This window comes from Achromobacter sp. UMC71 (assembly GCF_014170305.1).
Classification (GTDB): Bacteria; Pseudomonadota; Gammaproteobacteria; order Burkholderiales; family Burkholderiaceae_B; genus Achromobacter.
Genome location: NZ_LZZT01000004.1, coordinates 58,111 through 81,389 on the forward strand (window position 1 = coordinate 58,111; position 23,279 = coordinate 81,389).

General features: G+C 67.2%; 25 protein-coding genes. 21 read left to right on the top strand and 4 right to left on the bottom strand.

What is annotated here, in order from left to right:
• The first annotated feature begins 10 nt into the window (after positions 1-10).
• Genes A9974_RS00875 through A9974_RS00885 form a run of 3 tightly spaced genes read left to right on the top strand, consistent with a single transcriptional unit; the run spans position 11 to position 2,185 of the window.
• The gene (locus tag A9974_RS00875; protein ID WP_183002312.1) at positions 11-307 is read left to right on the top strand and encodes a YciI family protein; all 297 of its coding nucleotides are present in this window, start codon (positions 11-13) and stop codon (positions 305-307) included.
• Between the two features lie 52 nt (positions 308-359).
• Positions 360-1,139, top strand: coding sequence for a 3-oxoadipate enol-lactonase (gene pcaD, locus A9974_RS00880; protein WP_183002313.1), 780 nt, complete (start codon positions 360-362; stop codon positions 1,137-1,139).
• A gap of 5 nt (positions 1,140-1,144) precedes the next feature.
• Positions 1,145-2,185 carry a cyclase family protein gene (locus A9974_RS00885; protein WP_183002314.1) on the top strand — a complete coding sequence of 347 codons (1,041 nt, stop codon included), beginning with the start codon at positions 1,145-1,147 and terminating at the stop codon, positions 2,183-2,185.
• Positions 2,186-2,245: 60 nt separating this feature from the next.
• Here the strand turns inward: A9974_RS00885 and A9974_RS00890 are convergent, their stop codons facing one another.
• Positions 2,246-2,605, bottom strand: coding sequence for a PsiF family protein (locus A9974_RS00890; protein ID WP_183002315.1), 360 nt, complete (start codon positions 2,603-2,605; stop codon positions 2,246-2,248).
• Positions 2,606-3,093: 488 nt separating this feature from the next.
• Between A9974_RS00890 and A9974_RS00895 the strand changes: the two genes are divergently transcribed.
• Both A9974_RS00895 and A9974_RS00900 read left to right on the top strand, forming a co-directional pair.
• Positions 3,094-3,432, top strand: coding sequence for an FxLYD domain-containing protein (locus A9974_RS00895; protein ID WP_183002316.1), 339 nt, complete (start codon positions 3,094-3,096; stop codon positions 3,430-3,432).
• Positions 3,433-3,680: 248 nt separating this feature from the next.
• On the top strand, positions 3,681-4,331 hold the full coding sequence (locus A9974_RS00900) for a carbonic anhydrase (RefSeq protein ID WP_183002317.1): 651 nt from the start codon (positions 3,681-3,683) through the stop codon (positions 4,329-4,331).
• Between the two features lie 545 nt (positions 4,332-4,876).
• On the opposite strand, the gene A9974_RS00905 is transcribed toward A9974_RS00900, so the two are convergent.
• Positions 4,877-5,554, bottom strand: coding sequence for a GntR family transcriptional regulator (locus tag A9974_RS00905; RefSeq protein ID WP_183002318.1), 678 nt, complete (start codon positions 5,552-5,554; stop codon positions 4,877-4,879).
• A 205-nt stretch (positions 5,555-5,759) separates the two neighbouring features.
• On the opposite strand from A9974_RS00905, the gene A9974_RS00910 reads away from it, so the two are divergent.
• The 11 genes from A9974_RS00910 (at position 5,760) to A9974_RS00960 (ending at position 15,948) form a co-directional block, all read left to right on the top strand.
• Positions 5,760-6,551 carry an SDR family NAD(P)-dependent oxidoreductase gene (locus A9974_RS00910; RefSeq protein WP_183002319.1) on the top strand — a complete coding sequence of 264 codons (792 nt, stop codon included), beginning with the start codon at positions 5,760-5,762 and terminating at the stop codon, positions 6,549-6,551.
• Positions 6,552-6,629: 78 nt separating this feature from the next.
• Positions 6,630-7,841 (top strand): ABC transporter substrate-binding protein, encoded by a 1,212-nt coding sequence (locus A9974_RS00915; protein ID WP_183002320.1) that lies wholly within the window; start codon positions 6,630-6,632, stop codon positions 7,839-7,841.
• Between the two features lie 72 nt (positions 7,842-7,913).
• On the top strand, positions 7,914-8,816 hold the full coding sequence (locus tag A9974_RS00920) for a branched-chain amino acid ABC transporter permease (protein WP_183002321.1): 903 nt from the start codon (positions 7,914-7,916) through the stop codon (positions 8,814-8,816).
• Positions 8,813-9,814, top strand: coding sequence for a branched-chain amino acid ABC transporter permease (locus A9974_RS00925; RefSeq protein WP_183002322.1), 1,002 nt, complete (start codon positions 8,813-8,815; stop codon positions 9,812-9,814). The genes A9974_RS00920 and A9974_RS00925 overlap by 4 nt, the downstream gene beginning before the upstream one ends.
• Positions 9,811-10,575 carry an ABC transporter ATP-binding protein gene (locus A9974_RS00930; protein WP_183002323.1) on the top strand — a complete coding sequence of 255 codons (765 nt, stop codon included), beginning with the start codon at positions 9,811-9,813 and terminating at the stop codon, positions 10,573-10,575. The genes A9974_RS00925 and A9974_RS00930 overlap by 4 nt, the downstream gene beginning before the upstream one ends.
• Entirely contained in the window at positions 10,568-11,287 is a 720-nt protein-coding gene (locus A9974_RS00935; protein ID WP_183002324.1) for an ABC transporter ATP-binding protein, read from the top strand. The genes A9974_RS00930 and A9974_RS00935 overlap by 8 nt, the downstream gene beginning before the upstream one ends.
• 11 nt (positions 11,288-11,298) lie before the next feature.
• On the top strand, positions 11,299-12,051 hold the full coding sequence (locus A9974_RS00940) for an SDR family NAD(P)-dependent oxidoreductase (protein WP_183002325.1): 753 nt from the start codon (positions 11,299-11,301) through the stop codon (positions 12,049-12,051).
• A gap of 8 nt (positions 12,052-12,059) precedes the next feature.
• Entirely contained in the window at positions 12,060-12,800 is a 741-nt protein-coding gene (locus A9974_RS00945) for an SDR family NAD(P)-dependent oxidoreductase (RefSeq protein WP_183002326.1), read from the top strand.
• A 5-nt stretch (positions 12,801-12,805) separates the two neighbouring features.
• Complete coding sequence (locus A9974_RS00950) at positions 12,806-14,512, top strand: FAD-binding protein (protein WP_183002327.1); 1,707 nt, start codon at positions 12,806-12,808, stop codon at positions 14,510-14,512.
• Positions 14,513-14,539: 27 nt separating this feature from the next.
• Positions 14,540-15,145, top strand: a complete 606-nt coding sequence (locus A9974_RS00955) for a glutathione S-transferase (protein ID WP_183002328.1) — start codon at positions 14,540-14,542, stop codon at positions 15,143-15,145.
• 227 nt (positions 15,146-15,372) lie between these two features.
• Complete coding sequence (locus A9974_RS00960) at positions 15,373-15,948, top strand: hypothetical protein (protein WP_183002329.1); 576 nt, start codon at positions 15,373-15,375, stop codon at positions 15,946-15,948.
• A 137-nt stretch (positions 15,949-16,085) separates the two neighbouring features.
• Here the strand turns inward: A9974_RS00960 and A9974_RS00965 are convergent, their stop codons facing one another.
• Positions 16,086-17,423: a DUF3100 domain-containing protein gene (locus A9974_RS00965; protein ID WP_183002330.1), complete on the bottom strand. Its 1,338-nt coding sequence runs from the start codon at positions 17,421-17,423 to the stop codon at positions 16,086-16,088.
• A gap of 238 nt (positions 17,424-17,661) precedes the next feature.
• On the opposite strand from A9974_RS00965, the gene A9974_RS00970 reads away from it, so the two are divergent.
• The 4 genes from A9974_RS00970 to A9974_RS00985 all read left to right on the top strand — a co-directional run bounded on the left by A9974_RS00970 (position 17,662) and on the right by A9974_RS00985 (position 21,355).
• Positions 17,662-18,585 (top strand): LysR family transcriptional regulator, encoded by a 924-nt coding sequence (locus A9974_RS00970; RefSeq protein ID WP_183002331.1) that lies wholly within the window; start codon positions 17,662-17,664, stop codon positions 18,583-18,585.
• Positions 18,586-18,673: 88 nt separating this feature from the next.
• A complete protein-coding gene (locus A9974_RS00975; protein ID WP_183002332.1) occupies positions 18,674-18,865 on the top strand; it encodes a DUF2970 domain-containing protein in 192 nt (63 codons plus the stop codon).
• 215 nt (positions 18,866-19,080) lie between these two features.
• Positions 19,081-20,817, top strand: coding sequence for a nitrite/sulfite reductase (locus A9974_RS00980; RefSeq protein ID WP_183002333.1), 1,737 nt, complete (start codon positions 19,081-19,083; stop codon positions 20,815-20,817).
• On the top strand, positions 20,810-21,355 hold the full coding sequence (locus tag A9974_RS00985) for a DUF934 domain-containing protein (protein ID WP_183002334.1): 546 nt from the start codon (positions 20,810-20,812) through the stop codon (positions 21,353-21,355). Before A9974_RS00980 ends, A9974_RS00985 begins: the two co-directional genes overlap by 8 nt.
• 37 nt (positions 21,356-21,392) lie before the next feature.
• On the opposite strand, the gene A9974_RS00990 is transcribed toward A9974_RS00985, so the two are convergent.
• A complete protein-coding gene (locus tag A9974_RS00990) occupies positions 21,393-22,187 on the bottom strand; it encodes an IclR family transcriptional regulator (RefSeq protein ID WP_183002335.1) in 795 nt (264 codons plus the stop codon).
• A gap of 102 nt (positions 22,188-22,289) precedes the next feature.
• Here A9974_RS00990 and A9974_RS00995 point away from each other — a divergent pair, with 102 nt between their 5' ends.
• Positions 22,290-23,279, top strand: coding sequence for a tripartite tricarboxylate transporter substrate binding protein (locus A9974_RS00995; RefSeq protein ID WP_183002336.1), 990 nt, complete (start codon positions 22,290-22,292; stop codon positions 23,277-23,279).

A 23,279-nucleotide genomic window follows, 5' to 3' on the forward strand; every position in this document is an offset into this window, starting at 1 on the left:
GGAGCAGGCCATGCCCTACATCATCGAAACCTTCGACAAGCCCGGCCACCAGGCCGTGCGCCAGCAGCACCGCGCCGCGCACCTGCAATACCTGGACGCCAACAAGCACCTGCTGCTGGCCTGCGGCGCCAAGCTGCAGGACGACGGCACGGATGCGGGCGGCGGCCTGTACATCGTCGACCTGGACACGCGCGAGGCCGCGCAGCAGTTCATCGACGCCGACCCGTTCGCCCACGCCCAGCTGTTCGACCGCGTGACCATCACCCGCTGGCGCAAAGCCTACGTCGACGGCACCTGCCATCTGTAATCGCGACGCGGCCGCCTCCGGGCGGCCGCAGCTACACCCCGAGGATTTCCCCATGTCTTACGCCGATCTCAGCCAGGCACGGCTGTTCTACGTCATCGATGGTCCTGCCGACGCCCCGGTGCTGGTGCTATCCAACTCGCTCGGCACCTGCGCCGACATGTGGGCGCGCCAGATTCCCGAGCTGACCCGGCACTTCCGCGTGCTGCGCTACGACACTCGCGGCCATGGCAAATCCTCGGTGCCCGACGGCGAATACACCTTCGCGCAGCTGGGCAACGACGTCGCCGAACTGCTGGCGCACCTGAACATCAAGCAAGCACACTTCTGCGGCCTGTCGATGGGCGGCCCCACCGGCCTGTGGCTGGCGCTGAACCGCCCCGAACTGATCAACAAGCTGATCCTGTGCAATACCGCCGCGCGCATCGGCTCGGCCGAAGGCTGGAGCACCCGCATCGCTGCCGTGGCCGAACAGACGCTGGAAAAAATGGCGCCCACGCTGGTCCAGCGCTGGCTGACCGACGACTACCGCGGCGCCGAGCCGGGCCTGACGCAAGTGTTGATCGACATGCTGCGGCGCACGCCCGACGCCGGCTATTCGGGCAACTGCGCCGCGCTGCGCGACGCCGACTTCCGTGAACAGGTGGCCGCCATCACCACGCCCACCCTGGTCATCAGCAGCACCCACGACCTGGCCGCCACGCCCGCCCAGGGCCGCGAACTGGCCGGCGCCATCGCCGGCGCGCAATACCTGGAATTGAATACCTCCCACATCTCGAACTGGGAGCAACCGGAAGCCTTCACCCGCGCGGTCGTCGACTTCCTGACGGAGTAAACCGCATGCAGCGCTGGACCCACCGGCCCGAGGGCTCCAATTGGGGCGACTTCGGACCCGACGACCAACTCGGCCGCCTGAACCTCATCACCGAAGAGCAAGTCTTGAAAGGCGCGCGTGAAATCCGCGCCGGCAAGACCTTCTGCCTGTCCCTGCCCCTGGACCTGCCCGGCGGCAACGTGCTGAACCCGCGCCGCCATCCGCCGCGCTTGAGCCCGACGACGCTGCAGGACACGCCGTACCTGAACTTTCCCCTGCGCAACGTCAACCCGGATGCGGTGGACGTGCTCAGCGACGACCAGGTGCTGCTGTCCATGCAGTACTCGACCCAGTGGGACGCGCTGGCGCATGTGGGCGCCCTGTTCGACGCGGACGGCGACGGCAAGCCCGAGCTACGCTACTACAACGGCTTCCAGGCCGGCCTGGACGTGCTGGGTCCGGCCGACGGCGACCACACCGGCTGCGGCTGCAACAGCGGCGGCCCCTCGGCCGCGCTGAAGCTGGGCGTCGAAAACCTGGCGCAGAAAGGCATGCAGGGCCGCGGCGTGCTGGTGGACCTGTTCCGCCACTACGGCCCGGGCCGCACCCTGATCGGCCACGCCGAACTGATGCACGTGCTGGCCACGGACCACATCGAGGTCGAACCCGGCGACATGCTGGTGCTACGCACCGGCTACGCCGAAGCGGTTGTGGCCATGAACGGCACGCCCGACGCCCAGGTGCTGCACACCTACGGCGCCGCGCTCGATGGCACCGACGCCGCGCTGCTGCAGTGGATCACCGACAGCGGCATCGCCGCCATCTGCGCCGACAACTATGCGGTCGAGGCCTATCCTGCCCGCGAAAAGACCGGCCCGCGCGCCATGCTGCCGCTGCATCACCACTGCCTGTTCAAACTGGGCCTGCCCCTGGCCGAGCTGTGGTACCTGAAAGACCTGGCCGACTGGCTGCACGCCAACGGCCGCCATCGCTTCATGCTGACCGCGCCGCCGCTGCGCCTGCCGCACGCCATCGGCTCGCCGGTCACGCCGATCGCCACGGTCTGACGGAACAAAGAAAAAGCGCCGGTCCGTTCAACGGCCGGCGCTTTTTGCATGAAGCGGCGTTCAGCCCTTCAGGCAAGTGCTCATGAAAGTCTTGCGCTTGTCGCCGGTCAGCTTCTGTTCGCCGGCCTTGGCGTTGCAGTCCTTCATCTTCTGCTGCTGCGGCGTCAGCTGCTTGGCCGGCGCGGGCGCTTCGCCCTTCAGGCACGAGCTCATGTACGTCTTGCGGTCATCGCCCTTCTTGCCTTCCGCCGACTTGTTGCAATCGGCCATGCGCTGCTGCTGCGCCGTGGGCGTCTTGGCGGGCGCTGGCGTCGCGGCGGGAGCGGGCGGGGTGGCAGCGGGCGTCTGCGCATAGGCGGCGCCCAGGAAGCTGGCGGACAACACAATGGCCGAAGCCAACTGGCTAGTACGGGAAAGCATGAGTTCCTCCCTTGAGCGCCCGCCTACGCCATGCACGCGCACAGCCGGGCCGCACGTTCCGCCGGCCAAGGTGCCGGCCCGGTCATCATCGGACAAACCGGACCGCTCCGCAAGCGCCCAAAGGACAACAAATGCTAACGCCGCCGCCATCATTCAGCTTGCGGAAAGGCACTGGGATCACGCCCCCGAACCCGCCCGGATCCGTCCGAAAAACGCAACATGACAGGCCAGGAAAGCGGCGCCGATTTCATCGAAAAGTCCCCGAAAATGCGGCCAACAATCCCCAATTTGGAGACATTCCGATGCACTTGTGGCATCCGCAGATGAATCTGCGGCGATCCCGCGCAACCTGTTACCCATTCATCCTTTCGGCCCGTTGTGCCGGGCTGCCGAAAGGTGTGAGATAGGCGCATATCCGCGGCAACACCCGTAAAAGACCGCTGCCCAGGCAGCCCGGCCCCGCCGCGCCGGCCTCACAGGAGACCGCCATGAAAACCGCCCTAGCCTTCGCCGCCCTGCTTGCCGGCCTGTCCGGCGCCGCCAGCGCCCAGAGCCTGTCCTACGGCGTCACCCTGGGCAACATCCAGGCCATCCGCGACACCAACGAGAACATCTCCACCATCACCGGTTCGCTCGCCAACCAATCCACCCGCGCCGTCAGCAACGTCATGCTCACCTTCGTCCTGTACGACGACCAAGGCCGCGAAGTCGGCCGCGTCCGCGACGACGACATCGGCCCCCTGGCCCCCGGCCAGATCAAAATGATCCGCGCCATCACCCCCCTGCAATTCACCAAGGTCACCGCCCTGGACATCCGTGCAAGGTGATGAGGGCCACCAGCTGCGCGCTTGCCGCCCCCAAAGGGGGCGCCCCGGCCTTCGGGCGGCCGAGAGGGGGGCTATTCCTGCAAGCAATTAAAAACCCTGGCGGCAATGGGGTTTAGTCAGGCAAGTGTGGGTTCAAGTATGGGAAAATTCGTCATGCCGACTCGATAGAAGGGGCTTCCACACGAAGCCCCTTGTTGCGTCTGCGGCGCGCCAGCACGCCTGGCATCGTTACCAAGGAAGTGAAGATCATGTTTCCCAAAAGACTCACCGAAGGCTATCAATCGTTTCTCGAAGGCCGTTTCCATTCCGAACGCAGCCGCTACGAAAAACTGGCCGAAACTGGGCAAAGCCCGGAAATCCTGATCATCGGCTGCTGCGACTCGCGCGTTTCGCCCGAAGCCATCTTCGACGCCGGCCCCGGCGAGATGTTCGTCGTGCGCAACGTCGCCAACCTCGTCCCGCCCTGTGACCCGGACTCCGAATCCTCGTACCACGGCACCAGCGCCGCCATCGAATTCGCGGTCAACGGCCTAAACGTCAAACACATCGTCGTCCTCGGCCACGCCTCCTGCGGCGGCATCCGCGCCTTCTTCGATGACGCCAAGCCCCTCACCAAGGGCGACTTCATCGGCAAATGGATGTCCCAGATCGCCCCCGTCGCCGACGCCATCGGCCCCGGCACCGACGACCGCGCCGCCAACCTCAAGCGCCTGGAACTCGCCGTCATCGGCCACAGCCTGAACAACCTGATGACCTTCCCCTCCATCCGCCGCCGCGTGGAAAAGGGCGAACTCGAACTGCACGGCACCTACTTCGGCGTCGCCACCGGCATTCTCTTCCTGCGCGACCCCGCCACCGGCGATTTCCACCCCTGCCTGGAAACCGGCCTGCCCGCGTAACACCAGCGCCACCGCAGCAACACGGCGGCCCAGCCGCCCGCCACCGCAAGCGAATGCTGGCGCGCACGCCCCAAGCGTGCGCGCCCACCGCCACAAGCCATCAACGCACGTCGCCCAAGCAGCCCGCAAATTCACCGAGCCGCCCGCGACGCAATGCGCAACCCCCGCAAGCGCGCAGCGTCATCCCATGACGCAAGACACCGCGTAAGCCGAGCAAGGCCGCCCGCGCGGCCGGCACGAGGCGGGCCCCGCAAACTCCTCCAAACCCAAACCGACCTTGGCCAAAACGCCAAGCACACCGCTCGCCCCAGAGGCCGCCAGTAAGGCACATCAGGAGCGCGCGACGGGGCAGGCGGGTGAGGGCGGGGCGTGTAGATGCGCCCGAGGGAATCGGAAGGCAGGCGCCGAAGGCGACAACGACGATGACGAAGGGGCAGTCCGGAGCGAAGGCTCCGGACCGCAATCGTAGCCCCGCCCTCACCCGCCTGCCCCGTCACGCGCGGCTCAAGAACCCACAACCGCCGCAAAAAAAAGCCAAGACGCCCCTACACCCGATAGGCCTGCGCCAACCTCTCATAATTATTCTTAAGAATGATCCCGGCATAATAAACATGCTCCCGCATAAGATCCTCAGCCCGAGCCCCATCTCCCGCGATGATGGCGCTAACGATCCGATGATGATCATCGTGCGACCGCAGGATGATCCCGTGATCCTCCCACAGGATGATCCGATCCGAGGCATAGGGAATCGCCTGCGCCTGCGTCGCAAACCGCTTCACCCAGGGGTTCCCCGCCGCCTCCAGAATCCCGTTATGCAAGGTAATGTTGACCTGCTGATAAGGCAGATGGTCCTCAGCCAGCAGCACCCCCTTGCCCAGGATCCGATCTCCTTCATCCAGGCAATTCTTGAGCACCGCCACCGCATCGTTCGACAGCCCGCGTAACGCCGCCTGCCGACAGGCCAGCCCCTCCAGCGCCGCGCGTACCTCGTAAGCCGCCACGATCTCGGCGATGTCATAGGCCCGCACCGTATAGCCGCGCTTGGGCAAGTGTTCCAGCAACCCCTCATTGCCCAGCGTCGCCAGGGCCGCCCGCACCGGCGTGCGCGACACCCCCAGCTTCTCGGCCAGCGGGATTTCCTCCAGGCGGGCGCCGGGGCTGAACTTGCCATGCAGCACCCAGTCCCGCAGCGTATCGGTAACGTGTTGAGAGAGCGTATCCATGCCCGCATTGTATACATGAAGAATACATACGACAGGGCCAGCACCCTGCCCGCTAGGGATCTCCCCTATGATCGACCTCTAGCGAACAGCTTATCTAGGGAAACCCCCTATACCTGGGCAACCTTCATGTATACATAATCGCAAAAAATTCAGACAGGCAGGCGCACTCCCCAAGGCGAGGCGAACCTGCTCAACAGGAGACAGCATGTCCAATGTATCCACGCCGGCCGCGGGCCCGGCCCCGCGTCTTGCGCTCGTCACCGGCGGCGGCGGAGGTATCGGCGCCACCATCTGCCAGGAACTGGCGCGCGCCGGCTACCGGGTCATCGTGTCCGACGTGGACGCCCAGCGCGCCCGCCGCGTGGCCGATGAGCTGGGCGCGCCGCACGCCGCCCACGCCTTCGACGTCAGCGACGAAAACGCCGTGGAAACCGCCTTCGACCAGATCGAACAGGCCCATGGCCCTATCGCCGTGCTCGTCAGCGCCGCCGGCCTGCTGCTGTTCCAGGACAACGGCGAACGCCCGCTCATCAAGGACACCACGCTCGACATCTGGGAACGCAGCTTCGCCGTCAATGCGCGCGGCGTGTTCCTGTGCGGCCGCGCCTACCTGCGCCGGCGCGAAGCCGCTCCGCTCACGCATGGCCGCATCGTCACCTTCACCTCGGTCGCCGCGCAATTGGGCGGCTACCGCTCCAGCGCCTCGTACATCGCCGCCAAATCCGCCGTGCTCGGCCTGACCAAGGCCATGGCGCGCGAATCCGCGCATCTGGGCGTCACCGTCAACGGCATCGCGCCCGGCCTGATCGATACCGACATGCTACGCAGCACCGTCACCAGCAGCGGCGCCCTGGCCGCCGCGGCGCAAGCCATTCCGCTGGGCCGCATCGGCACCGTCGACGACGTGGCCGCGGCCGTGCGCTTCCTGGCCTCGGAAGAGGCCGGCTACATCACCGGGAGCGTCATCGACGTGAACGGCGGCTACCGCATGCAGTGAACCCAATCCGGCGGCCTGGCCGCCACGCAGCAACGCGCCATTCATAAAGGCGCGCACTCATAAAACGGGAGACAAACCATGATTCATCCTCGCCGCTACGCGGCCGCCGCGCTATGCGCCCTGGCGCTGGGCGCCTCGGCCCAGGCCCAGCAGGAACCCGGCATCACCGACAAGACCATCAAGATCGGCCTGTTCGCGCCCCTGTCGGGCAGCGGCATGGCCTATGGCTTTGACGTGCTGAACGCCGCCAAGATGTGGTACGCCAAGGTCAACAAGGAAGGCGGCATCAACGGCCGCCAGATCGAACTGGTGATCGAGGACGACCGCTGCAACGCCAACGACCTGGTCGCGGCGGTGAAGAAGCTGACCGAGCAGGACAAGGTCTTCCTGCTGAACGGCGGCTCGTGCTCGGCCGCGGTGGTGGCCGCCCGCGAATACGTCGAACGCGAAAAAATGCCGCTGGTCATGCTGAACGCCTCCGGCGACGGCGCGCTGTATCCGCCGTCCAAGTACATCTACGGCGCCTTCTCGATCTCGCAGCACGCCGTGGGCGGATCGATGGTGCAGTTCGCGGCCGAACACCTGAAGGCCAGGAAGATCGGCTACATCAACCATGACGACGCCTACGGCGGCTGGAACCTGGAAGCCGCGCAGGCCCAGGCCAAGCACCTGGACGGACTGAGCCTGCAGGTGCAGTCGGTCAATCCCAACATCACCGATGTCACCGCGCCGATGCTCAAGATCCGCGCCGCCAATCCGGACGTGCTGCTCTTGACCACCTATGCCCGCCCCGCCGCGCTCATCATCAAGAAGGCGCAGGAACTGGGCTGGAACAAGCCCATCGTGCTGGCCGTGAACGGCACCGCCGACCTCAAGCAGCTGGTCGAGAACGTCGGCAACAAGGACGCCTTCAAGAACGTCTACATCCAGGAAGTGCTGGCCGACATGCCCGGCGGTCCCAAGCTGACCTGGGTCTACGACATGTACAAGCAGGCCTACCCCGACCTGGCCGCCAAGCCCGGCCATCCGCAGACCTACATGCCCTATGGCCTGCCGCCCGCCATGGCGGTGGTCAACGCGCTCAAGGCCGCCGGCCCCCAGCCCACCCGTGAAAAGGTGCTGGCGGCGCTGGAAACGATGAAGTTCGACTCCGGCGTCATGGCCGGCCCGATCGAATTCGGGCCCAACGACCGCGCCGCGCAGGAGTCGGCCATCTACATCAAGTTCGACGGCACCAACATGTCGCTGGTGCCTGGCGCCTTCAAGAGCGTCTGGCAGTACCAGCCGTAAACCTGCCGTCATCACGGCCACAGGCCAGGTCCGCGCCGCGGCGCAGCGCCGCGCGGACCGCCGGAGACCATCATGAGCTTTGCCGATTTTTGGTTGTTCCTGCAGCAAGGGGTGCTGTCAGGATTGGTGACGGGCAGCGTGTACGCGCTGCTGGCCGTCGCCGTCGTCATCATCTTCAAGACCACCGACGTGCCCAATTTCGCGCAAGGCGAAATCTTCATGGTCGGCGGCTACATCGCCCTGTTCCTGACCCTGGTCATGGGCTGGCCCTATCTGATCGTCATTCCCGTGACGCTGGCGGTGGTGGCCGTGGTGTCGGGCCTGTTCCAGCGGGTGGTGATGGAACGCGTCATCGCCTCCAAGGGCGTGGGCGTGCAGATGGTGATCGCCACGCTGGGCCTGGCGTACGCGCTCAAGGGCCTGGTGCGCCAGACCGGGCTGGGCGACACGCCGCGTTCGCTGCCGCCGCTAGCCCCCACCGACGCCATCATCATCGGCGACGCGGTGCTGACCCAGCTGGACCTGGTGATCTTCGCGGTGGCGGTGGGCGTGATGCTGCTGCTGTACGTCATGTTCACCTATACCCGCGTGGGCAAGGCCATGCGCGCCGTCGGCATGAACCCCAAGGCCGCGCGCCTGGCAGGCGTGAACCTGACGCGCATCCGCATGATGGTCTGGGCGCTGTCGGGCCTGATCTCGGCCGTGGCGGCCCTTCTCATCACGCCCAAGATCCTGATCACGCCCGACATCGGCCACATCGCCATCCTGGCCTACGCGGCCGCCATCGTCGGCGGCATCACCAGCCTGCCCGGCGCCGTGATCGGCGGTTTCGTGATCGGCGTGGCCGAGAACCTGGTGGGCCTGTTCATTTCGACCAACGCCATCGTCGTGGCGCCCTTTGTCGCCATCATGGTGGTGCTGCTGCTGCGTCCGCAAGGTCTCCTGGGCGGCAAACTGCAGGTGAAGAAAGTATGAAATCCAAGCTCGATCCCGCGTTGCTGGCCCTGATGGCCGTGGCGCTCGTGGCCCTGCCGTTCGTGGCCAGCGGCTATGTCATCTACGTCGTGAACCTGCTGATGGTGTTCGTGGTCCTGGCGCTGGGCCTGCATCTGGTCATCGGCGAAACGGGGCAATTCGCACTGTCCCATGCCGCGTTCTACGGCGTGGGCATCTACACCGCCGGCCTCATCAACAACCTGTGGCACCCGCCTTTCTTCGTGTCCATCGTGGCCGGCGGCCTGCTGGCCGCCGCGCTGGGCTACCTCATCGGCGCGCTGGCGCTGCGCATGCGCGACATCTACCTGGCGCTGTCCACCTTTGCCTTCGGCGAGGCGATGCAGTGGGTATTCCTGAACTGGCAGTCGGTCACCAACGGCTCGAACGGCTTCCGGATCTCGCCCGCTTCGCTGTTTGGCTACGAGCTGGTGTCCGACATCAAGGCCTATCCCTTTGTCGTGGCGATCGCCGCGTTGCTGCTGTGGACCACCATTGCCCTGTCGCGCTCGCAATTGGGTTCGGCCTTCCGCGCCGTGCGTGAAAGCGACGTGGCGGCCCAGGCCATGGGGGTCAACGTCAACGCCATCAAGCGCACCGCCTTCACCTTGTCGGCAGCGTACGCCGGCATTGCCGGCGGCATGTACACCACCTTCGCCTCGTTCATCCATCCGGAAAGCCTGGGTTTTCAGACCACCATCCTGATCCTGACCATGGTGGTGGTGGGCGGCATCGGTTCGGTGCGAGGCGCCATCGCCGGCGCGCTGGGTTTCGGCCTGATCTCGGAACTGCTGCGCCAAGCGTTGTCGTTCCAGGAAATTATCTATGGCGTGATCCTGATGGGCTTCATGATGTTCGCGCCCAAGGGCCTGTTCGCCAGCCGCGACGTCCGCCGCCGCGCGCCGCCGCCGGCTACGCCGCTACCCGCGCGCACCGCTGCCGGCGCCGCCGCCAAGCCTACCCAAAGGAGCGCGGCATGAGCGCCCAGCCTTATCTCGACGTCCAGGGCCTGACGGTGAAATTCGGCGGCCTGACCGCCATTAACGGCCTGTCCATGCAGGTCGAGCGCGGCCGCATTCACGCGCTGATCGGCCCCAACGGCGCAGGCAAGTCCACCACATTCAACTGCGTCTCGCGCTACTACCGGCCCACCCAGGGCCGCATCGTGTTCGACGGCGTGGACGTCACCACCAAGAAGCCGCACGAAATGGCCGCGTTGGGCGTGGCCCGGACGTTCCAGAACCTGGAGCTGTTCAGCGCCCTGACCGTGCGTGAAAACGCGCTGTTGGGCACCTATGCGCACGGCGCCTCGACGGCCGCGCGCCTGCTGCGCCCCGCCCGCGCCGAGGCCCGCGAACGTGTCGAGCACCTGCTCGAACGCGTGGGCCTGGCCGACCATCTGGACACGCCCGCGTGCAGCCTGGACTTCGGCCGCCAGAAGATGCTGGAACTGGCGCGGGCGCTGGCCATCTCGCCCAAGCTGCTGCTCCTGGACGAGCCGGCGGCGGGCTTGCGCAACCGTGAAATCGAAACGCTGGACCGCATCCTCACCGAGCTGTGCGAACGAGACGGCATCACGGTGCTGCTGGTCGAGCACGTGATGCAGCTGGTGATGTCGATCTCGCATCGCATCACGGTCATGTCGTTCGGCGAGAAGATCGCTGAAGGCACTCCCGCGCAGGTGCGCAGCAATCCCCGCGTCATTGAAGCCTATCTGGGCAAGGGAGCCGCCGGTGGCTGATTATCTGCTTGAAGTCGAGTCGGTCAGCGCCGCCTATGGCAATATCCGCGCCCTGCAGGACGTGTCGTTGAAGGTGCCGCAAGGCGCCATCGTCGCGCTGCTGGGCGCCAACGGCGCGGGCAAGTCCACCACGCTGAACGTGATTTCGCGGCTGGTGTCGCCCACCGCCGGCAGCGTACGTTTTGACGGCGAGCCGATACACCGCCAGTCCGCCGACGCCATCGTCGGCCGCGGCATCGTGCAGGTGCCCGAAGGCCGCGAGATCTTCCGCGACATGAGCGTGCGCGAAAACCTGGAAATGGGCGCCTATCTGCGCCGCGACCGCAGCGAGGTCAAGCAGGACCTGGACAGGGTCTGCGACACCTTTCCGCGGCTGCGCGAGCGCTTCGAACAGAAAGCCGCCACGCTGTCCGGCGGCGAGCAGCAGATGCTGGCCACCGGCCGCGCCATGATGGCGCGGCCTCGCATGATCCTGCTGGACGAACCGTCCATGGGGCTGTCGCCGCTGGTGGTGGAGCAGATCTTCGACATCGTGCTGCGCCTGAACCGCGAGCAAGGCATCACCATCTTGCTGGTCGAGCAGAACGTGAAGCTGGCGCTGTCGGTGTCCAGCTATGCCTACATCCTGGAAAACGGCGAGATCGCGCTGGAAGGCGCGTCGCAAGCGTTGGCCAGCGATGAAGCCGTGCAACGCGCCTACCTGGGCGCCTAGGGGATTTCGCCATGACCATGATGCAAGACAAACGAGTCCTCGTCACCGGCGCCGGCCGCGGCCTGGGCGCCACGATTGCACAAGGCTTCGCCAGGCAAGGCGCCACGGTGATCGTGGCCGACCTGGACCCGGCGCTGGCCCGTGCCAGCGCGCAAGCCATCGCGGCCGATGGCAGCCGCGCCTTCGACGCTGCGCTGGACGTGACCGACGCTGCCGCGGTGCGCGCCTTCGCCGCAGAATCCGCCAGCCGCCACGGCAATATCGACGTGCTGGTCAACAACGCCGGCATCTCGGCGCGCGCGCCGTTCGACGATCCGCAAACGCCGCAGATCTGGGACCGCGTGATGAGCGTGAACCTGCAAGGCACCTTCAACGTCACGCACGCTTTCGTCGACCAGCTCAAGGCCACGCGCGGCGCCATCGTCAACCTGTGCTCCATCGTCGCCTACGGCTGCGGCATCTCCACGGCGGGCTACGTGGTGTCCAAGGGCGGCGTGCGCTCGTTCACCGAGGTGCTGGCGCGCGACCTGGCGCCGCACGGCGTACGCGTGAACGCGGTCGCGCCCGGACTGATGGAAACGGAAATGACGGCCGGCCAGCGCTCCCAGGCCAACGGCACCGATTGGTACATGCGCCGCGCCCCGATGGCGCGGGCCGGGCGCGCCGACGAAATCGTCGGACCCGTGCTGTTCCTGGCGTCCGACATGGCCAGCTATGTGAACGGCGTGGTGCTGCCTGTGGACGGCGGCTACCTGGCCGTATAGGAATCGACATGGAAGCAAACAACACATCAGGCGTCGCCTTGGTGACGGGCGGGGCCAGCGGCATGGGCCTGGCGATCGTGGAACGGCTGGCACGCGACGGCTTTCGCGTCGTCATGGCCGACCGCAACGGCGAGCTGGCCGCCCGTGAAACCGCCGTGCTGCAAGCGCGGGGCCTGGACGTGGACTGCCGCGTGGTCGACCTGACCGACGAAAGCGCCACTCGCCAGCTGGTGCGAGATCTGGCGCCGCTGGCGGCGCTGGTCAACAACGCGGGCCTGTTCGACGAACGCAAGTTCTTTGACGTCGCCAGCGCGGACTACCGCCGCATGTTCGATGTGAACCTCCTGGCCGTGGCCACGCTGACGCAGGAAGCCGCGCGCGATATGGCCCCCGGCGCCAAGATCGTCAACATCGCGTCACGCGCCTACCTGGGCGCCAAGAATCATCCGCACTACGTCGCCTCGAAAGCTGCGCTGGTGGGCTACACGCGCGCTGCGGCCATGGAGCTGGCGCCGCGCGGCATCCTGGTCAACGCCATCGCGCCCGGCCTGATCGACACGCCGCTGCTGCGCAACCTGAGCGCCGAGCGCCTGGCGGCCCAGCTGGCCCTGCAGCCCACGGGCCGCGCCGGCCAGCCGCAAGACATCGCCAATGCCGTGTCCTTCCTGGCCGCGCCGCACATGGACTTCATCACGGGCCAGGTCATCTTTGTGGACGGCGGCAAGTCGCTGGGCGGGTCGGGAGCATAGGCAGCATGGATAGCATCAAGTGGGACAAGGAAGTCGACGCGCTGATCGTCGGCTCGGGCGCCGGCGGCATGACCGCCGCGCTGACGGCCAGCGTGGCAGGCCTGGACGTGCTGCTGGTGGAAAAGACCGGCCGCATCGGCGGCTCGACCGCCATTTCCGGCGGCGCGCTGTGGATACCGCTGAACGCGCAGACCGAGGCCGCCGGCCATCCCGACAGCTTCGACAAGGTCTGGACCTATCTGCAGGAAACGGTCGGCGACGGCGCTTCCGACGACATGAAACGCGCCTATCTGGAAGCCGGCCCGCGCATGATGGACGACCTGGTCGGCCGCGGCTTCCTGCAAGTGGCCGCGCGCACCGCGTCGCCCGACTACTACCCCGACCGGCCCGGCGCCGCGCTGGGCGGCCGGTCGCTGGACCCCGTGGAGTTCGACGGTCGCAAGCTCGGGCGCCACTTCAAGACCCTGCGCGATCCGCTCAAGGAATTCACGGTGCTCGGCGGCATGATGGTCACCATCACCGACGTGCGCCACCTGCTGCGCGCCACGCGCGCGTTCGCCTCGTGGCGCCATGCCATGAAGCTGGTGCTGCGCTACGGCGCCGACCGCCTGCGCGGCTACCATCGCGGCACCCGCCTGCTGCTGGGCAACGCGCTGGCCGCGCAACTGTTCCATGCCTTGCTGGCGCGCCAGATTCCGTACTGGCTGGACACCCCGGCGCTGGCGCTGGTGCGCGACGATACCGGGGCCGTGCTCGGCGCCACCGTGGTGCGCCAGGGCCGCCAGATGCACATCCGCGCCCGCCGCGGCGTGGTCCTGGCCACCGGCGGCTTTCCGTGGGATTCGGCGCGCCGCAAGCAGACCTACCCGCATCCCACCGACGACTGGTCGATGGCCCCGCGCGACAACACCGGCGACGGCATCCGCTTGGCCGAGGGCGCCGGGGCGGCGCTGGGCCAGGGCTATTCCAGCCCCGCCTTCTGGGCGCCGGTGTCCATCCTGCAGCGGCCTGGCGCCAAGCCGCTGCACTATCCGCACCTGGTGTGGGACCGCGCCAAGCCCGGCCTCATCGCCGTCAACAGCGCGGGGCGCCGTTTCGTCAACGAGTCGACCTCGTATCACGCGTTCGTGCAGGGCATGTACCAGAGCCACGCCGAGACGCCGTCGGTGCCGGCCTTCCTGCTGTGCGACCAGCGCTTCATCGACACCTGGGGCCTGGGGCTGGCACTGCCCGGCGGCCGGCCGCGCCAGCACCTGATCGATGCCGGCTACCTGCTGCAGGCGCCGACGCTGCAAGCCCTGGCCGAAAAACTCGGCGTGCCGGCGGACACGTTGACGGCCACGGTGCAGCGCTACAACGAACACGCGGCGCAAGGTGAAGACCCCGACTTCGGCAAGGGCGGCACCGCCTACAACCGCTATCTGGGCGACCCGGACCACGCCCCCAATCCCTGCCTGGCGCCGCTGGGCGCCGGCCCCTACTACGCGGTCAAGGTGTACCCCGGTGACATCGGCACGGCATGTGGCATTGCAGCAAACGCCAATGCCCAGGCCGTGGACGAATCCGGCCGGGCCATCGCCGGCCTGTACGTGGCGGGCAATGATATGCATTCGGTCATGGGCGGCGCCTATCCCGCGCCCGGCATCACGCTGGGTCCGGCGCTGACCTTCGGCTGGGTCGCTGGACAACACCTGGCTCACGGCCAACACTGACGCTACGCAACTTCTCAAGGACCCCACATGAAGATCTACTTTTCGCCCGCCTCGCCCTTTGTGCGCAAATGCATGGTCATCGCGCATGAGCTGGGGCTGGTCGACCGCATCCAGAAGCTGCCCAGCGCCGCCGGCCCCGTGGCCCGCGACCAGACCATCATCCCGGACAACCCGCTGGGCCAGGTGCCCACCCTGATCACCGACGACGGCCAGCAGCTGTTCGACAGCCGCGTCATCTGCGAATACCTGAACGATCTGGGCGGCGGCGCCCTGTTCCCCACCGGCCCCACGCGCTGGCGCGTGCTGGCCGAACAGTCGCTGGGCGACGGCATGCTGGGTGCGGCCCTGCTCGCCCGCTACGAGACCGTGCTGCGCCCCGAGGCGCTGCGCTGGGACGGCTGGTACGAAGGCCAGATGGGCAAGGTCCGCGACGGCTTGGCGCTGCTCGAAAAAACCGCCGCCAGTCTCGAAGGCCGCCTGGACATCGGAACCATCACCATCGGCTGCGCGTTGGGCTATCTGGACTTCCGCTATCCCCAATTCGACTGGCGCGCCAGCCACCCCGCGGTCGCCGCCTGGTTCAAGACGTTCAACCAGCGCCCCTCGATGCAGGCCACGCTGCCGCCGGTCTGAGCCGGTAAGGTTTGGGCTGCCGCAAGGCCTGGAGGACCCGCCGGGCTCCCTGCCAAGCGTCAGCCTTGTACGGCGCGTTCTCTTGAGCCCGCTGCTGGCCCCTGGCGTTTGCCAGGGGCCTTTTTTTCTTACAGATGGAAATCCCGGCGCGCGGGGGGACGTCTATATTGAACTTTCATCGGGCCAGCCAGCCCAATCCGTAGCCCCATGCAAACAGGGAGCCACGCATGAACGTGACCGCCGTCTCTCCCATCGCCCGTGTCGCCGCGCCCTACGCCGCGCGCATTCCGCTGCTGGACGACACCCGCTCCGTCTGGGAAGCCGAATGGGCCGCGCGTAACGCCGCGACCCGCCAGGCCCAACGCAGCGCCCAGGCACAGGCCGCCTGGCAAGCACAGCGCATCGCGCGCACGCCGCCCCCGGCGGATACCGACCGCGACGTTCGCGCCGCGGCACCCGCGCCGCAACCTCCGCTGGCGCTTGCCTCCGCGCCCCTCCCCGTCGATGTCGACCAGTTGCGCGACCTGTATGCCGACGCCCGAATGCGGCGCGCGGTGGATGAATTCTCGGCGCGCCCCGATCCCGTGGCGCTACGCGCCGGCACCGCCAACGACCTGGGCACCATCGAAGGCCTGACGCCGCTGCAGCCCTACCGCGTGGCGATGGGCAACCCGCAGGTACAGGACCTGCAGACCGCCGTGGCCATGAAGGCCGCGGGCCTGAGCATTCCCAAGGTCGAGAACATCGGCCCCACCGAAAACGTCACCGACAACGCGCGCTACCGGCCGGGCGCCCGGACCTGACCCACGCGCCGGAATTGACGGCTGGCAGTCGAAAAAAAGCCGCCCTGCAAGGGCGGCTTTCTGCTGGCCGGACGGCGATGGACTTGCCATCGGCCGCCGGGCCATCTGCGCTTGGCCTTGTGGCCCCGCGCCTGCGATCAGTGGAAGAACTCGGCGATCACGGTGGCGCCCATGAAGGTGCCGGCGTTGGCGGCCAGCGACACCACCACAATCTTCCAGCCCAGCTTGCGGAAGGCCGGCAGGTCTTTCAGGATCGACAGGCCGGCCATCGCCAGGATCACCGTCGTGAACGGCAGGAAATTGACCTTGCCGACGGCGGCGATGATCTGGTCCGAGTACGGCAGCACGCCCGGGCAGCCCACGGTCATCGCGATCAGCGACAGCACCGCCACGGCCGGCAGCTTGGGCACCACGCGCAGCAGCAGATCGGCGATCACGACCAGGAGGATGATGATGGCCATGCCGGGCAGCGCGTCCAGGATCGGCACGTTGTAGCCCAGGCGGTTGCCCACCAGCGCGAACAGGCCGCAGACGGCGTAAGCGGTCAGGCGGTCGCCAAAACCCATCTTGGCCGAGTGCGACGGCACATCGGCATCGGCTGCGGCCGCAGCGGCGGCCGGTTCGGCCTTGGCGCGCGAGAAGCGGCCCAGCACGGGTTCCAGCTTGCCGTACAGGAAGATGGTCGTCGGCAGCGAGATGAACAGCGTGAAGTACACGCCCACCACGGTGGTCAGCAGGTTGGCGGCGGCAGCCAGCGCGGCCACCTGGTGCGCCATTTCCGGGGTCTGCTGCGAGGCGATCGCGCCCACGCCGGCGGCCATCATGCTGCCCGAGCCCACGCCGGCGCCCATCGCGAGCGAACGCGGATCGAAGATGTTCAGGCTGGTGATGAAGCCGGCCATCAGCGCCACGAACAGCGCGCCGATCACGGTGCCGGTGATGTACTCGGCCATGACGCCGCGGCCTTCGGGCGAATTCATGCCGTAGCGCTCGCCGATGATCGCCAGGCTGGGCTCGCGGCCCACCGAGAACGTGGCACCGATGGCTTCGCGCTTGATGCCCAGCAGCAGGGCCAGCGGCAGGCCGATGGCCATGGTGCCGAAGAAGTGACCGAACTCCTGGAACACCAGCGCCCAGCCGGCTTCGCGCACTTGCGGCAGCGAGCCGCCCACCATCAGGCCCAGCTTGGCCAGGAACGGCAGCAGCGCGTATTGCAGGTAGCCGCTGATGCGGGTCTGCATGGCGGTGTCGATGCCGGCGCCGGCAGGCAGGCGCTGGCCGAAGGCGGCCACGATCGCGCCGATGAAGATTGCCCAGAGCATGGGCTGCAGAACAATCTTGCCCGGGCCCACGGCAAAGGTGACGCTGCCGATCGCTTCGGACACGATCACCACCAGCAAGATGGCGGCGAGCATGCGGACGCGGGTGGACAGCGACATGGTGGGCGCGGCCAGGCCGGCGCTGGCATGAGACATCGAATTCCCCTGAATACGTGAGTAGGTTTTAGAGCGGCCCGCGGCGCGGCGGGCGGCAGCGGCGATTTTCGCCGGGGGCTTGCGCGCCAACCATGACACCATCCAGGCTATTACGTTGCGTAAAATGCAACGGACGGACTTTTCCTCGGAATTTTTTGCAAGATCAGGCAATAACTCCGGGTAAACCCTCATATTGTTGCAAATTTTCCGATGCCTTGCCGCCACGGAGCCTTCTGCCATGGACGAAAAACTCGACGCCCGCCGCACCCACTACTTCATGCAGGTCATGAGCCGGGGTTCGGTGCGCGGCGCCGCCGAAGTGCTGAACATGGATCCGTCCGCGGTCAGCCGCGCCATCGCCGCGCTGGAACGCGACTGCGGCATGGCCCTGTTCGAGCGCCGGGGTCGCGGCGTGGTGCCCACCGATGCCGGCCACATCCTGGCGCGCTACGTGAAGCGTCAGCAGAACATCCAGGAAAGCTTCTTTTCGGAAATCGACAGCCTGCGCAAGGCCGAACGCGGCCACATCGACCTGGTGCTGGGCGAAGGCTTCGTCGAGTTGATGTTCGACCGGGTGCTGCCCGGCTATTGGCGCAGCCATCCCGAGGTGACGCTGGACATCGACGTGGCCCGCACCTCGGAAATCGTGCAGCGCATCGTGGATGACCAGGCCTACATCGGACTGGTGTTCCAGCCGCCCAACGACGCCCGCCTGCGTACCCACTATTCGCGGCCCGAGCCCATCCGCGCCATCGTGCGCCAAGACCATCCGCTGACGCGGCTGCAACGCCCGCTGCTGCTGACCGACCTGGTCGACTACCCGGGAGCCTCGATGCAGGAAGGCTTCGGCGTGCGCCAACACATCCAGGCCGCCGAGATCAGCGAACAGGTGCGCCTGCGCAACGTGCTGACCACCTCATCCTTCAAGGCATTGTGGCAGTTCGCCGCCACGGGCATCGGCTACGCCCTGACCCCGCCCATCGCCGTCACTGCGGACATGGCCGCCCAGCGCCTGGCCAGCCTGCCGCTGGCCAATCCGATCCTGAACCAGGGCAGCCTGCACGTGCTCAGCCGCGCCGGCCGGCATATCTCGCCCGCCGCGCGCGAACTGCTGGACCACATCGTGCGCGGCATCGGCGCCCCCGCGCCCGGCGCCATCTGATCCGGTCGTTCCAGGCCGATCTGCCCCTGTCGCCGCGCGCGCGCAGCGCCTACAGTGGCTGCATCCGCCTTCTCGCCTGGAGACCTCCATGCTCAGCTTCCTGCGCACGGTCAAATCCGTGCTGTGGGGCTTTTTCGGCGTGCGCCGCGGCCGCGGCTACGACGCCGACATCGCCCACAACAAGCCCGCCCCCCTGATCCTCACCGGCCTGCTGATGGCCGCGTGCCTCGTCGCCATCCTGATCGCCGTCGCCCGCTGGGCCGTCAACGCGGCGTTGTGACCCTCCCGCTAGAACGGCCGGACACCCCCCCCTGAGGGGCAGCAAGCACGCATCGCCTGTACAGCAGGGGGCCCACCCTCCGGCATACCGTTATTACTAGAATGACTTAGACGGTCGTCCGGGCTGCCTGTTACGGTTATGAATCCCCCCATTGCCCGCCTGCGGCGGGCCTTGCCTTGGGGACTCAGACCGAGAAGACTTCAAGGGCAGTAGACATGTACGTGTATGACCCCGTCGATCAGCAGCTCGTCGAGCAACGCGTGGCGCAGTTCGCCGACCAGACGCGCCGCTTCCTCGACGGCCAGCTCACCGAAGATGATTTCCGCGTCCTGCGCCTGCAGAACGGCCTGTACATCCAACGCCACGCGCCGATGCTGCGCGTCGCGATTCCGTACGGCATCCTGGCGTCGCGCCAGCTGCGCACCCTGGCGCACATCGCGCGCAAGTGGGACCGCGGTTATGGCCACTTCAGCACGCGCCAGAACATCCAGTTCAACTGGCCCAAGCTGGAAGACGTGCCGGACATCCTGGCCGAACTGGCCACGGTGCAGATGCACGCCATCCAGACCAGCGGTAACTGCATCCGCAACACCACCACCGACCACTTCGCGGGCGTCGCGCCCGACGAGCTGATCGATCCGCTGGTGTGGTGCGAGATCATCCGCCAGTGGTCCACGCTGCACCCCGAATTCGCCTTTCTGCCACGCAAGTTCAAGATCGCCGTCAGCGGCGCCGTCCAGGACCGCGCCGCCGTCGGCGTGCACGACATCGGCCTGCAGGCCGTCGAGCGCGACGGCAAGCTGGGCTTTCGCGTCTGGGTGGGCGGCGGCATGGGCCGCACGCCCATCGTCGGCAAGCTGATCAATCCCTTCGTCGAATGGCAGGACCTCCTGACCTACATGCAGGCCGCGCTACGGGTCTACAACCTGCACGGCCGCCGCGACAACAAGTACAAGGCGCGCATCAAGATCCTGGTCAAGGACCTGACGCCCGAGGTCTACGCGCAACAGGTGGATGAACAATGGCAGCTCATCAAGGGCGGCCCGGACACCATCACGCAGGAATTCGTCGACACCATCGCCGCGCGCTTCGTGTGGCCCCAGTATGACGCGGCCGCCGCCGGCGACACCGACAACACCGCGGCCCTGGCCGCCGCCGATCCGCGTTTCGCGCGCTGGGTCCGCACCAACGTGCATCCCCACAAGATCGCCGGCTACGCCGCCGTCACCGTGTCGCTGAAAGCCACCGGCGTGCCGCCGGGCGACATCACCGCTGACCAGATGGACGCGGTGGCCGCCCTGGCCGACGAATACGGCTTTGGCGAACTGCGCGTGTCGCATGAGCAGAACCTGATCCTGGCCGACGTGCGCCGCGCGCGCCTGCACGAGCTGTGGGGCAAGCTGGAAGCGCTGAACCTGGCCACGGCCAACGTGGGCCTGCTGACCAACATCATCGCCTGTCCGGGCGGGGATTTCTGCGCGCTGGCCAATGCCGTCTCGATCCCCGTGGCCGAAGCCATCCAGCGCCAGTTCGACAACCTGGACTATCTGTTCGAGATCGGCGAGCTGGACCTGAACATCTCAGGCTGCATCAACTCCTGCGGCCACCACCACGTGGGCCACATCGGCATCCTGGGCGTGGATAAGGCCGGCGAGGAGTGGTACCAGGTCACCATCGGCGGACGCCAGAACGGCGCTGCCAAGCCTCTGCCCGACATTGAATCCACGAAGGGCGGCGGCGCCGCCATCGGCCGCATCATCGGCCCGTCGTTCGCCCGCGACCAGGTGCCCGGCGTGGTCGACCGCCTGATCCAGACCTACCTGGGCCTGCGCGACAGCGAGGAAGAACGCTTCATCGACGTGGTGGACCGCGTCGGTATCGACCCCTTCAAGCAGGACGTGTATGCCGACCCTGCCTTCGCCAAGCCCGCCCAGGAGGCCGCCCATGTCTGAGCTCTACGCCCACGACGCGCCCGGCCCGCACCTGATCCGCAACGGCCGGCTGCAAGCCGACACCGCGCGCACCTTCGTGCCCGAACCCGAAGTGGCGGCCGAAGGCCAGGTGCCCAGCGACGAACCCGGCTGGATCGTGCCGCTGGCCACCTGGAAGGCTTCGCACGCCACGCTGCGCCGCCACCAGCACCCGGTGGCCGTGCTGCTGGCGCCCGATGCCGACCTGCGCGACCTGCTCGACGCCGACGGCACGCTCAACCCCGCCGGCATCGCCTTCATCGCGGTGGACTTTCCCGTCTACACCGATGGCCGCGGCTATTCGCTGGCCCAGTTGCTGCGCACCCGTTACCAATGGACGGGCGAGTTGCGTGCCGTCGGCGACGTGATGATCGACACCATCCACTACCAGGCGCGCGTCGGCTTCGACAGCTTCCTGGTCAAGCCGGGCCATGACCCGCGCAAGGCGCTGGAGGCGTTCAAGACCTTCACGGTCCACTACCAGAAGACCTACCGCGCTCCGGCGCCGGCCCAGGCCTGATTCCCCGCTGCCCGGGTCGACGCAGGCCTGATCGCCGTCAGGCCTGCTCGCCCGGCATCGTCCAACGCTCTCGCTTGATCTCGTCCTGCGCCAGCTGCGCGCGGATCAGATCGGCAATGCTGCGCTGGCGCGGCGCCTGCATGCGGCTGATCAGACTGGACACGCTGACCGCCAGCCGCGGATAGCCGCTGGCATCGCACAGCGCCACCCCCACGCCCAGCACGCCCGGCACCGCGGCGTTGCCCACCACCGCCCAGCCGCGATCGCGGGTGTTCTCCACCAGGCGCCGCATCTGCGCCACCGTCATGCCGCCGTAAGCCCGCAGCGCCTGCTCGTTCTGCGCGATCACCTCGTCGGCCTCGTCCGCCGGCAACGCCCCCAGCAGCGCCAGCCCGGCCGCCCCCACCCCCAGCGGCTGGCGATGCCCCACGGTCACGGCCAGCACCTGCACTGGATAGTTGCCCACCTCGCGATGCAGGCAAAGCGAATCGCCCCCCGCCCGGCAGATCAGAAAGGCCGAATCGCCGCTGACGTCGCTGATCTGCCGCAGCACGGGCCGCAGGCTGCGCACCGCCTGGGCGTGCGGGTCGCCGGCCATCATCACGCCCAGCTCCGCCATGCGCCAGCGCGGCGCATCGGCCTCGCGCAACGCATAGCCCTCTTGGGCCAGCACATCCAGGTAGCGGTACACGGTGGACCGCTGCATGCCCGCCGCCCGCGCAATGTCCGTGACGTGCATACCGACGGCGCCGGCCTGGCGCAGCACGCCCAGCACCCGCAGCCCGCGCCGCAATACCCGGGGGCCGTCTCCTTCCGTCTCCATCTTGTTCATTTTCTGGACACCTTGCGTTGATGACGCGCCTATCAAAGCCCAATATGAAGTGGGGCAGGCAAAGATCTGTCCAAATATTAGACAAATAGGACGGAGACAACCATGAAGACATTCAGCAAGCGGCTCACCGCCGCCGCGGCGGCCCTGGCCAGCGCCCTGACGCTGTGCGGCGCCGCCTCTGCCGCCAAGCCCTACCCCGAACGCCCCGTGACGCTGGTGGTCGGCTACGCCGCCGGCGGCGCCACCGACATCGTCGCCCGCCTGGTGGCCAAGGCCCTGACCGAAGAACTGGGCCAGACCATCGTGGTGGAGAACAAGACCGGCGCCAACAGCAACATCGGCGCCGAGATCGTCTCGCGCGCCGCGCCCGATGGCTACACGCTGTATGTCGGCTCCATCGCCAACACCATCAACCGCACGCTGTACAGCCAGCTCAATTACGACTTCGTCAAAGACTTCAAGCCCATCGGCCTGTTGGCGACCATTCCGAACATCCTGGTGGTCAATCCCAAGGTGCCAATCAAGAGCGTGCAGGAATACATCGCCTACGCCAAGAAGAACCCCGGCAAGCTGACCTGCGCCTCGTCGGGCAGCGGCTCGTCCATCCACCTGTCGTGCGAGCTGTTCAAGATGCGCACTGGCACCGACATCCTGCACGTGCCCTATCGCGGCAGCGGCCCGGCCGTGGCCGACCTGCTGGGCGGCCAGGTGGATTCCATGTTCGACAACCTGCCGTCGTCGCTGCCGCACGTGCAGGCGGGCAAGCTGCGCGCCATCGGCGTCACCTCGCCGCAGCGCCTGCCGGCCGTGCCCGACGTGCCGACGCTAGCCGAGTCCGGCCTGCCCGGCTTCGACGTGGAGTCCTGGTTTGGATTGATGGCGCCCGCCGGCACGCCGCAGGCCGTCGTCGACCGTCTGAACCAGGCCATGAACAAGGCCCTGGCCAATCCTGCGCTGCAAGCGTCCTACAAGCAATCCGGTTTCTACCCCCCGCAACCGCCCAACACGCAGGAGACCTTCGCCAAGATGATCGCCAGCGAAATCGACAAATGGGGCGCCGTGGTCAAGAGCGCCGACATCAAAGCCAACTGA

What these genes read in the sequence shown, in the direction of transcription:
- A9974_RS00885 (WP_183002314.1), top strand. Translation starts at nt 1,145, where the DNA reads ATGCAGCGCTGGACCCACCGGCCCGAGGGCTCCAATTGGGGCGACTTC.
- A9974_RS00910 (WP_183002319.1), top strand. Translation starts at nt 5,760, where the DNA reads ATGTCCAATGTATCCACGCCGGCCGCGGGCCCGGCCCCGCGTCTTGCG.
- A9974_RS00995 (WP_183002336.1), top strand. Translation starts at nt 22,290, where the DNA reads ATGAAGACATTCAGCAAGCGGCTCACCGCCGCCGCGGCGGCCCTGGCC.
- A9974_RS00960 (WP_183002329.1), top strand. Translation starts at nt 15,373, where the DNA reads ATGAACGTGACCGCCGTCTCTCCCATCGCCCGTGTCGCCGCGCCCTAC.
- A9974_RS00905 (WP_183002318.1), bottom strand. Translation starts at nt 5,554, where the DNA reads ATGGATACGCTCTCTCAACACGTTACCGATACGCTGCGGGACTGGGTG.
- A9974_RS00985 (WP_183002334.1), top strand. Translation starts at nt 20,810, where the DNA reads ATGTCTGAGCTCTACGCCCACGACGCGCCCGGCCCGCACCTGATCCGC.
- A9974_RS00915 (WP_183002320.1), top strand. Translation starts at nt 6,630, where the DNA reads ATGATTCATCCTCGCCGCTACGCGGCCGCCGCGCTATGCGCCCTGGCG.
- A9974_RS00990 (WP_183002335.1), bottom strand. Translation starts at nt 22,187, where the DNA reads ATGAACAAGATGGAGACGGAAGGAGACGGCCCCCGGGTATTGCGGCGC.
- A9974_RS00940 (WP_183002325.1), top strand. Translation starts at nt 11,299, where the DNA reads ATGACCATGATGCAAGACAAACGAGTCCTCGTCACCGGCGCCGGCCGC.
- A9974_RS00930 (WP_183002323.1), top strand. Translation starts at nt 9,811, where the DNA reads ATGAGCGCCCAGCCTTATCTCGACGTCCAGGGCCTGACGGTGAAATTC.
- A9974_RS00920 (WP_183002321.1), top strand. Translation starts at nt 7,914, where the DNA reads ATGAGCTTTGCCGATTTTTGGTTGTTCCTGCAGCAAGGGGTGCTGTCA.
- A9974_RS00965 (WP_183002330.1), bottom strand. Translation starts at nt 17,423, where the DNA reads ATGTCTCATGCCAGCGCCGGCCTGGCCGCGCCCACCATGTCGCTGTCC.
- A9974_RS00945 (WP_183002326.1), top strand. Translation starts at nt 12,060, where the DNA reads ATGGAAGCAAACAACACATCAGGCGTCGCCTTGGTGACGGGCGGGGCC.
- A9974_RS00975 (WP_183002332.1), top strand. Translation starts at nt 18,674, where the DNA reads ATGCTCAGCTTCCTGCGCACGGTCAAATCCGTGCTGTGGGGCTTTTTC.
- A9974_RS00950 (WP_183002327.1), top strand. Translation starts at nt 12,806, where the DNA reads ATGGATAGCATCAAGTGGGACAAGGAAGTCGACGCGCTGATCGTCGGC.
- A9974_RS00895 (WP_183002316.1), top strand. Translation starts at nt 3,094, where the DNA reads ATGAAAACCGCCCTAGCCTTCGCCGCCCTGCTTGCCGGCCTGTCCGGC.
- A9974_RS00970 (WP_183002331.1), top strand. Translation starts at nt 17,662, where the DNA reads ATGGACGAAAAACTCGACGCCCGCCGCACCCACTACTTCATGCAGGTC.
- pcaD (WP_183002313.1), top strand. Translation starts at nt 360, where the DNA reads ATGTCTTACGCCGATCTCAGCCAGGCACGGCTGTTCTACGTCATCGAT.
- A9974_RS00890 (WP_183002315.1), bottom strand. Translation starts at nt 2,605, where the DNA reads ATGCTTTCCCGTACTAGCCAGTTGGCTTCGGCCATTGTGTTGTCCGCC.
- A9974_RS00875 (WP_183002312.1), top strand. Translation starts at nt 11, where the DNA reads ATGCCCTACATCATCGAAACCTTCGACAAGCCCGGCCACCAGGCCGTG.
- A9974_RS00900 (WP_183002317.1), top strand. Translation starts at nt 3,681, where the DNA reads ATGTTTCCCAAAAGACTCACCGAAGGCTATCAATCGTTTCTCGAAGGC.
- A9974_RS00955 (WP_183002328.1), top strand. Translation starts at nt 14,540, where the DNA reads ATGAAGATCTACTTTTCGCCCGCCTCGCCCTTTGTGCGCAAATGCATG.
- A9974_RS00980 (WP_183002333.1), top strand. Translation starts at nt 19,081, where the DNA reads ATGTACGTGTATGACCCCGTCGATCAGCAGCTCGTCGAGCAACGCGTG.
- A9974_RS00925 (WP_183002322.1), top strand. Translation starts at nt 8,813, where the DNA reads ATGAAATCCAAGCTCGATCCCGCGTTGCTGGCCCTGATGGCCGTGGCG.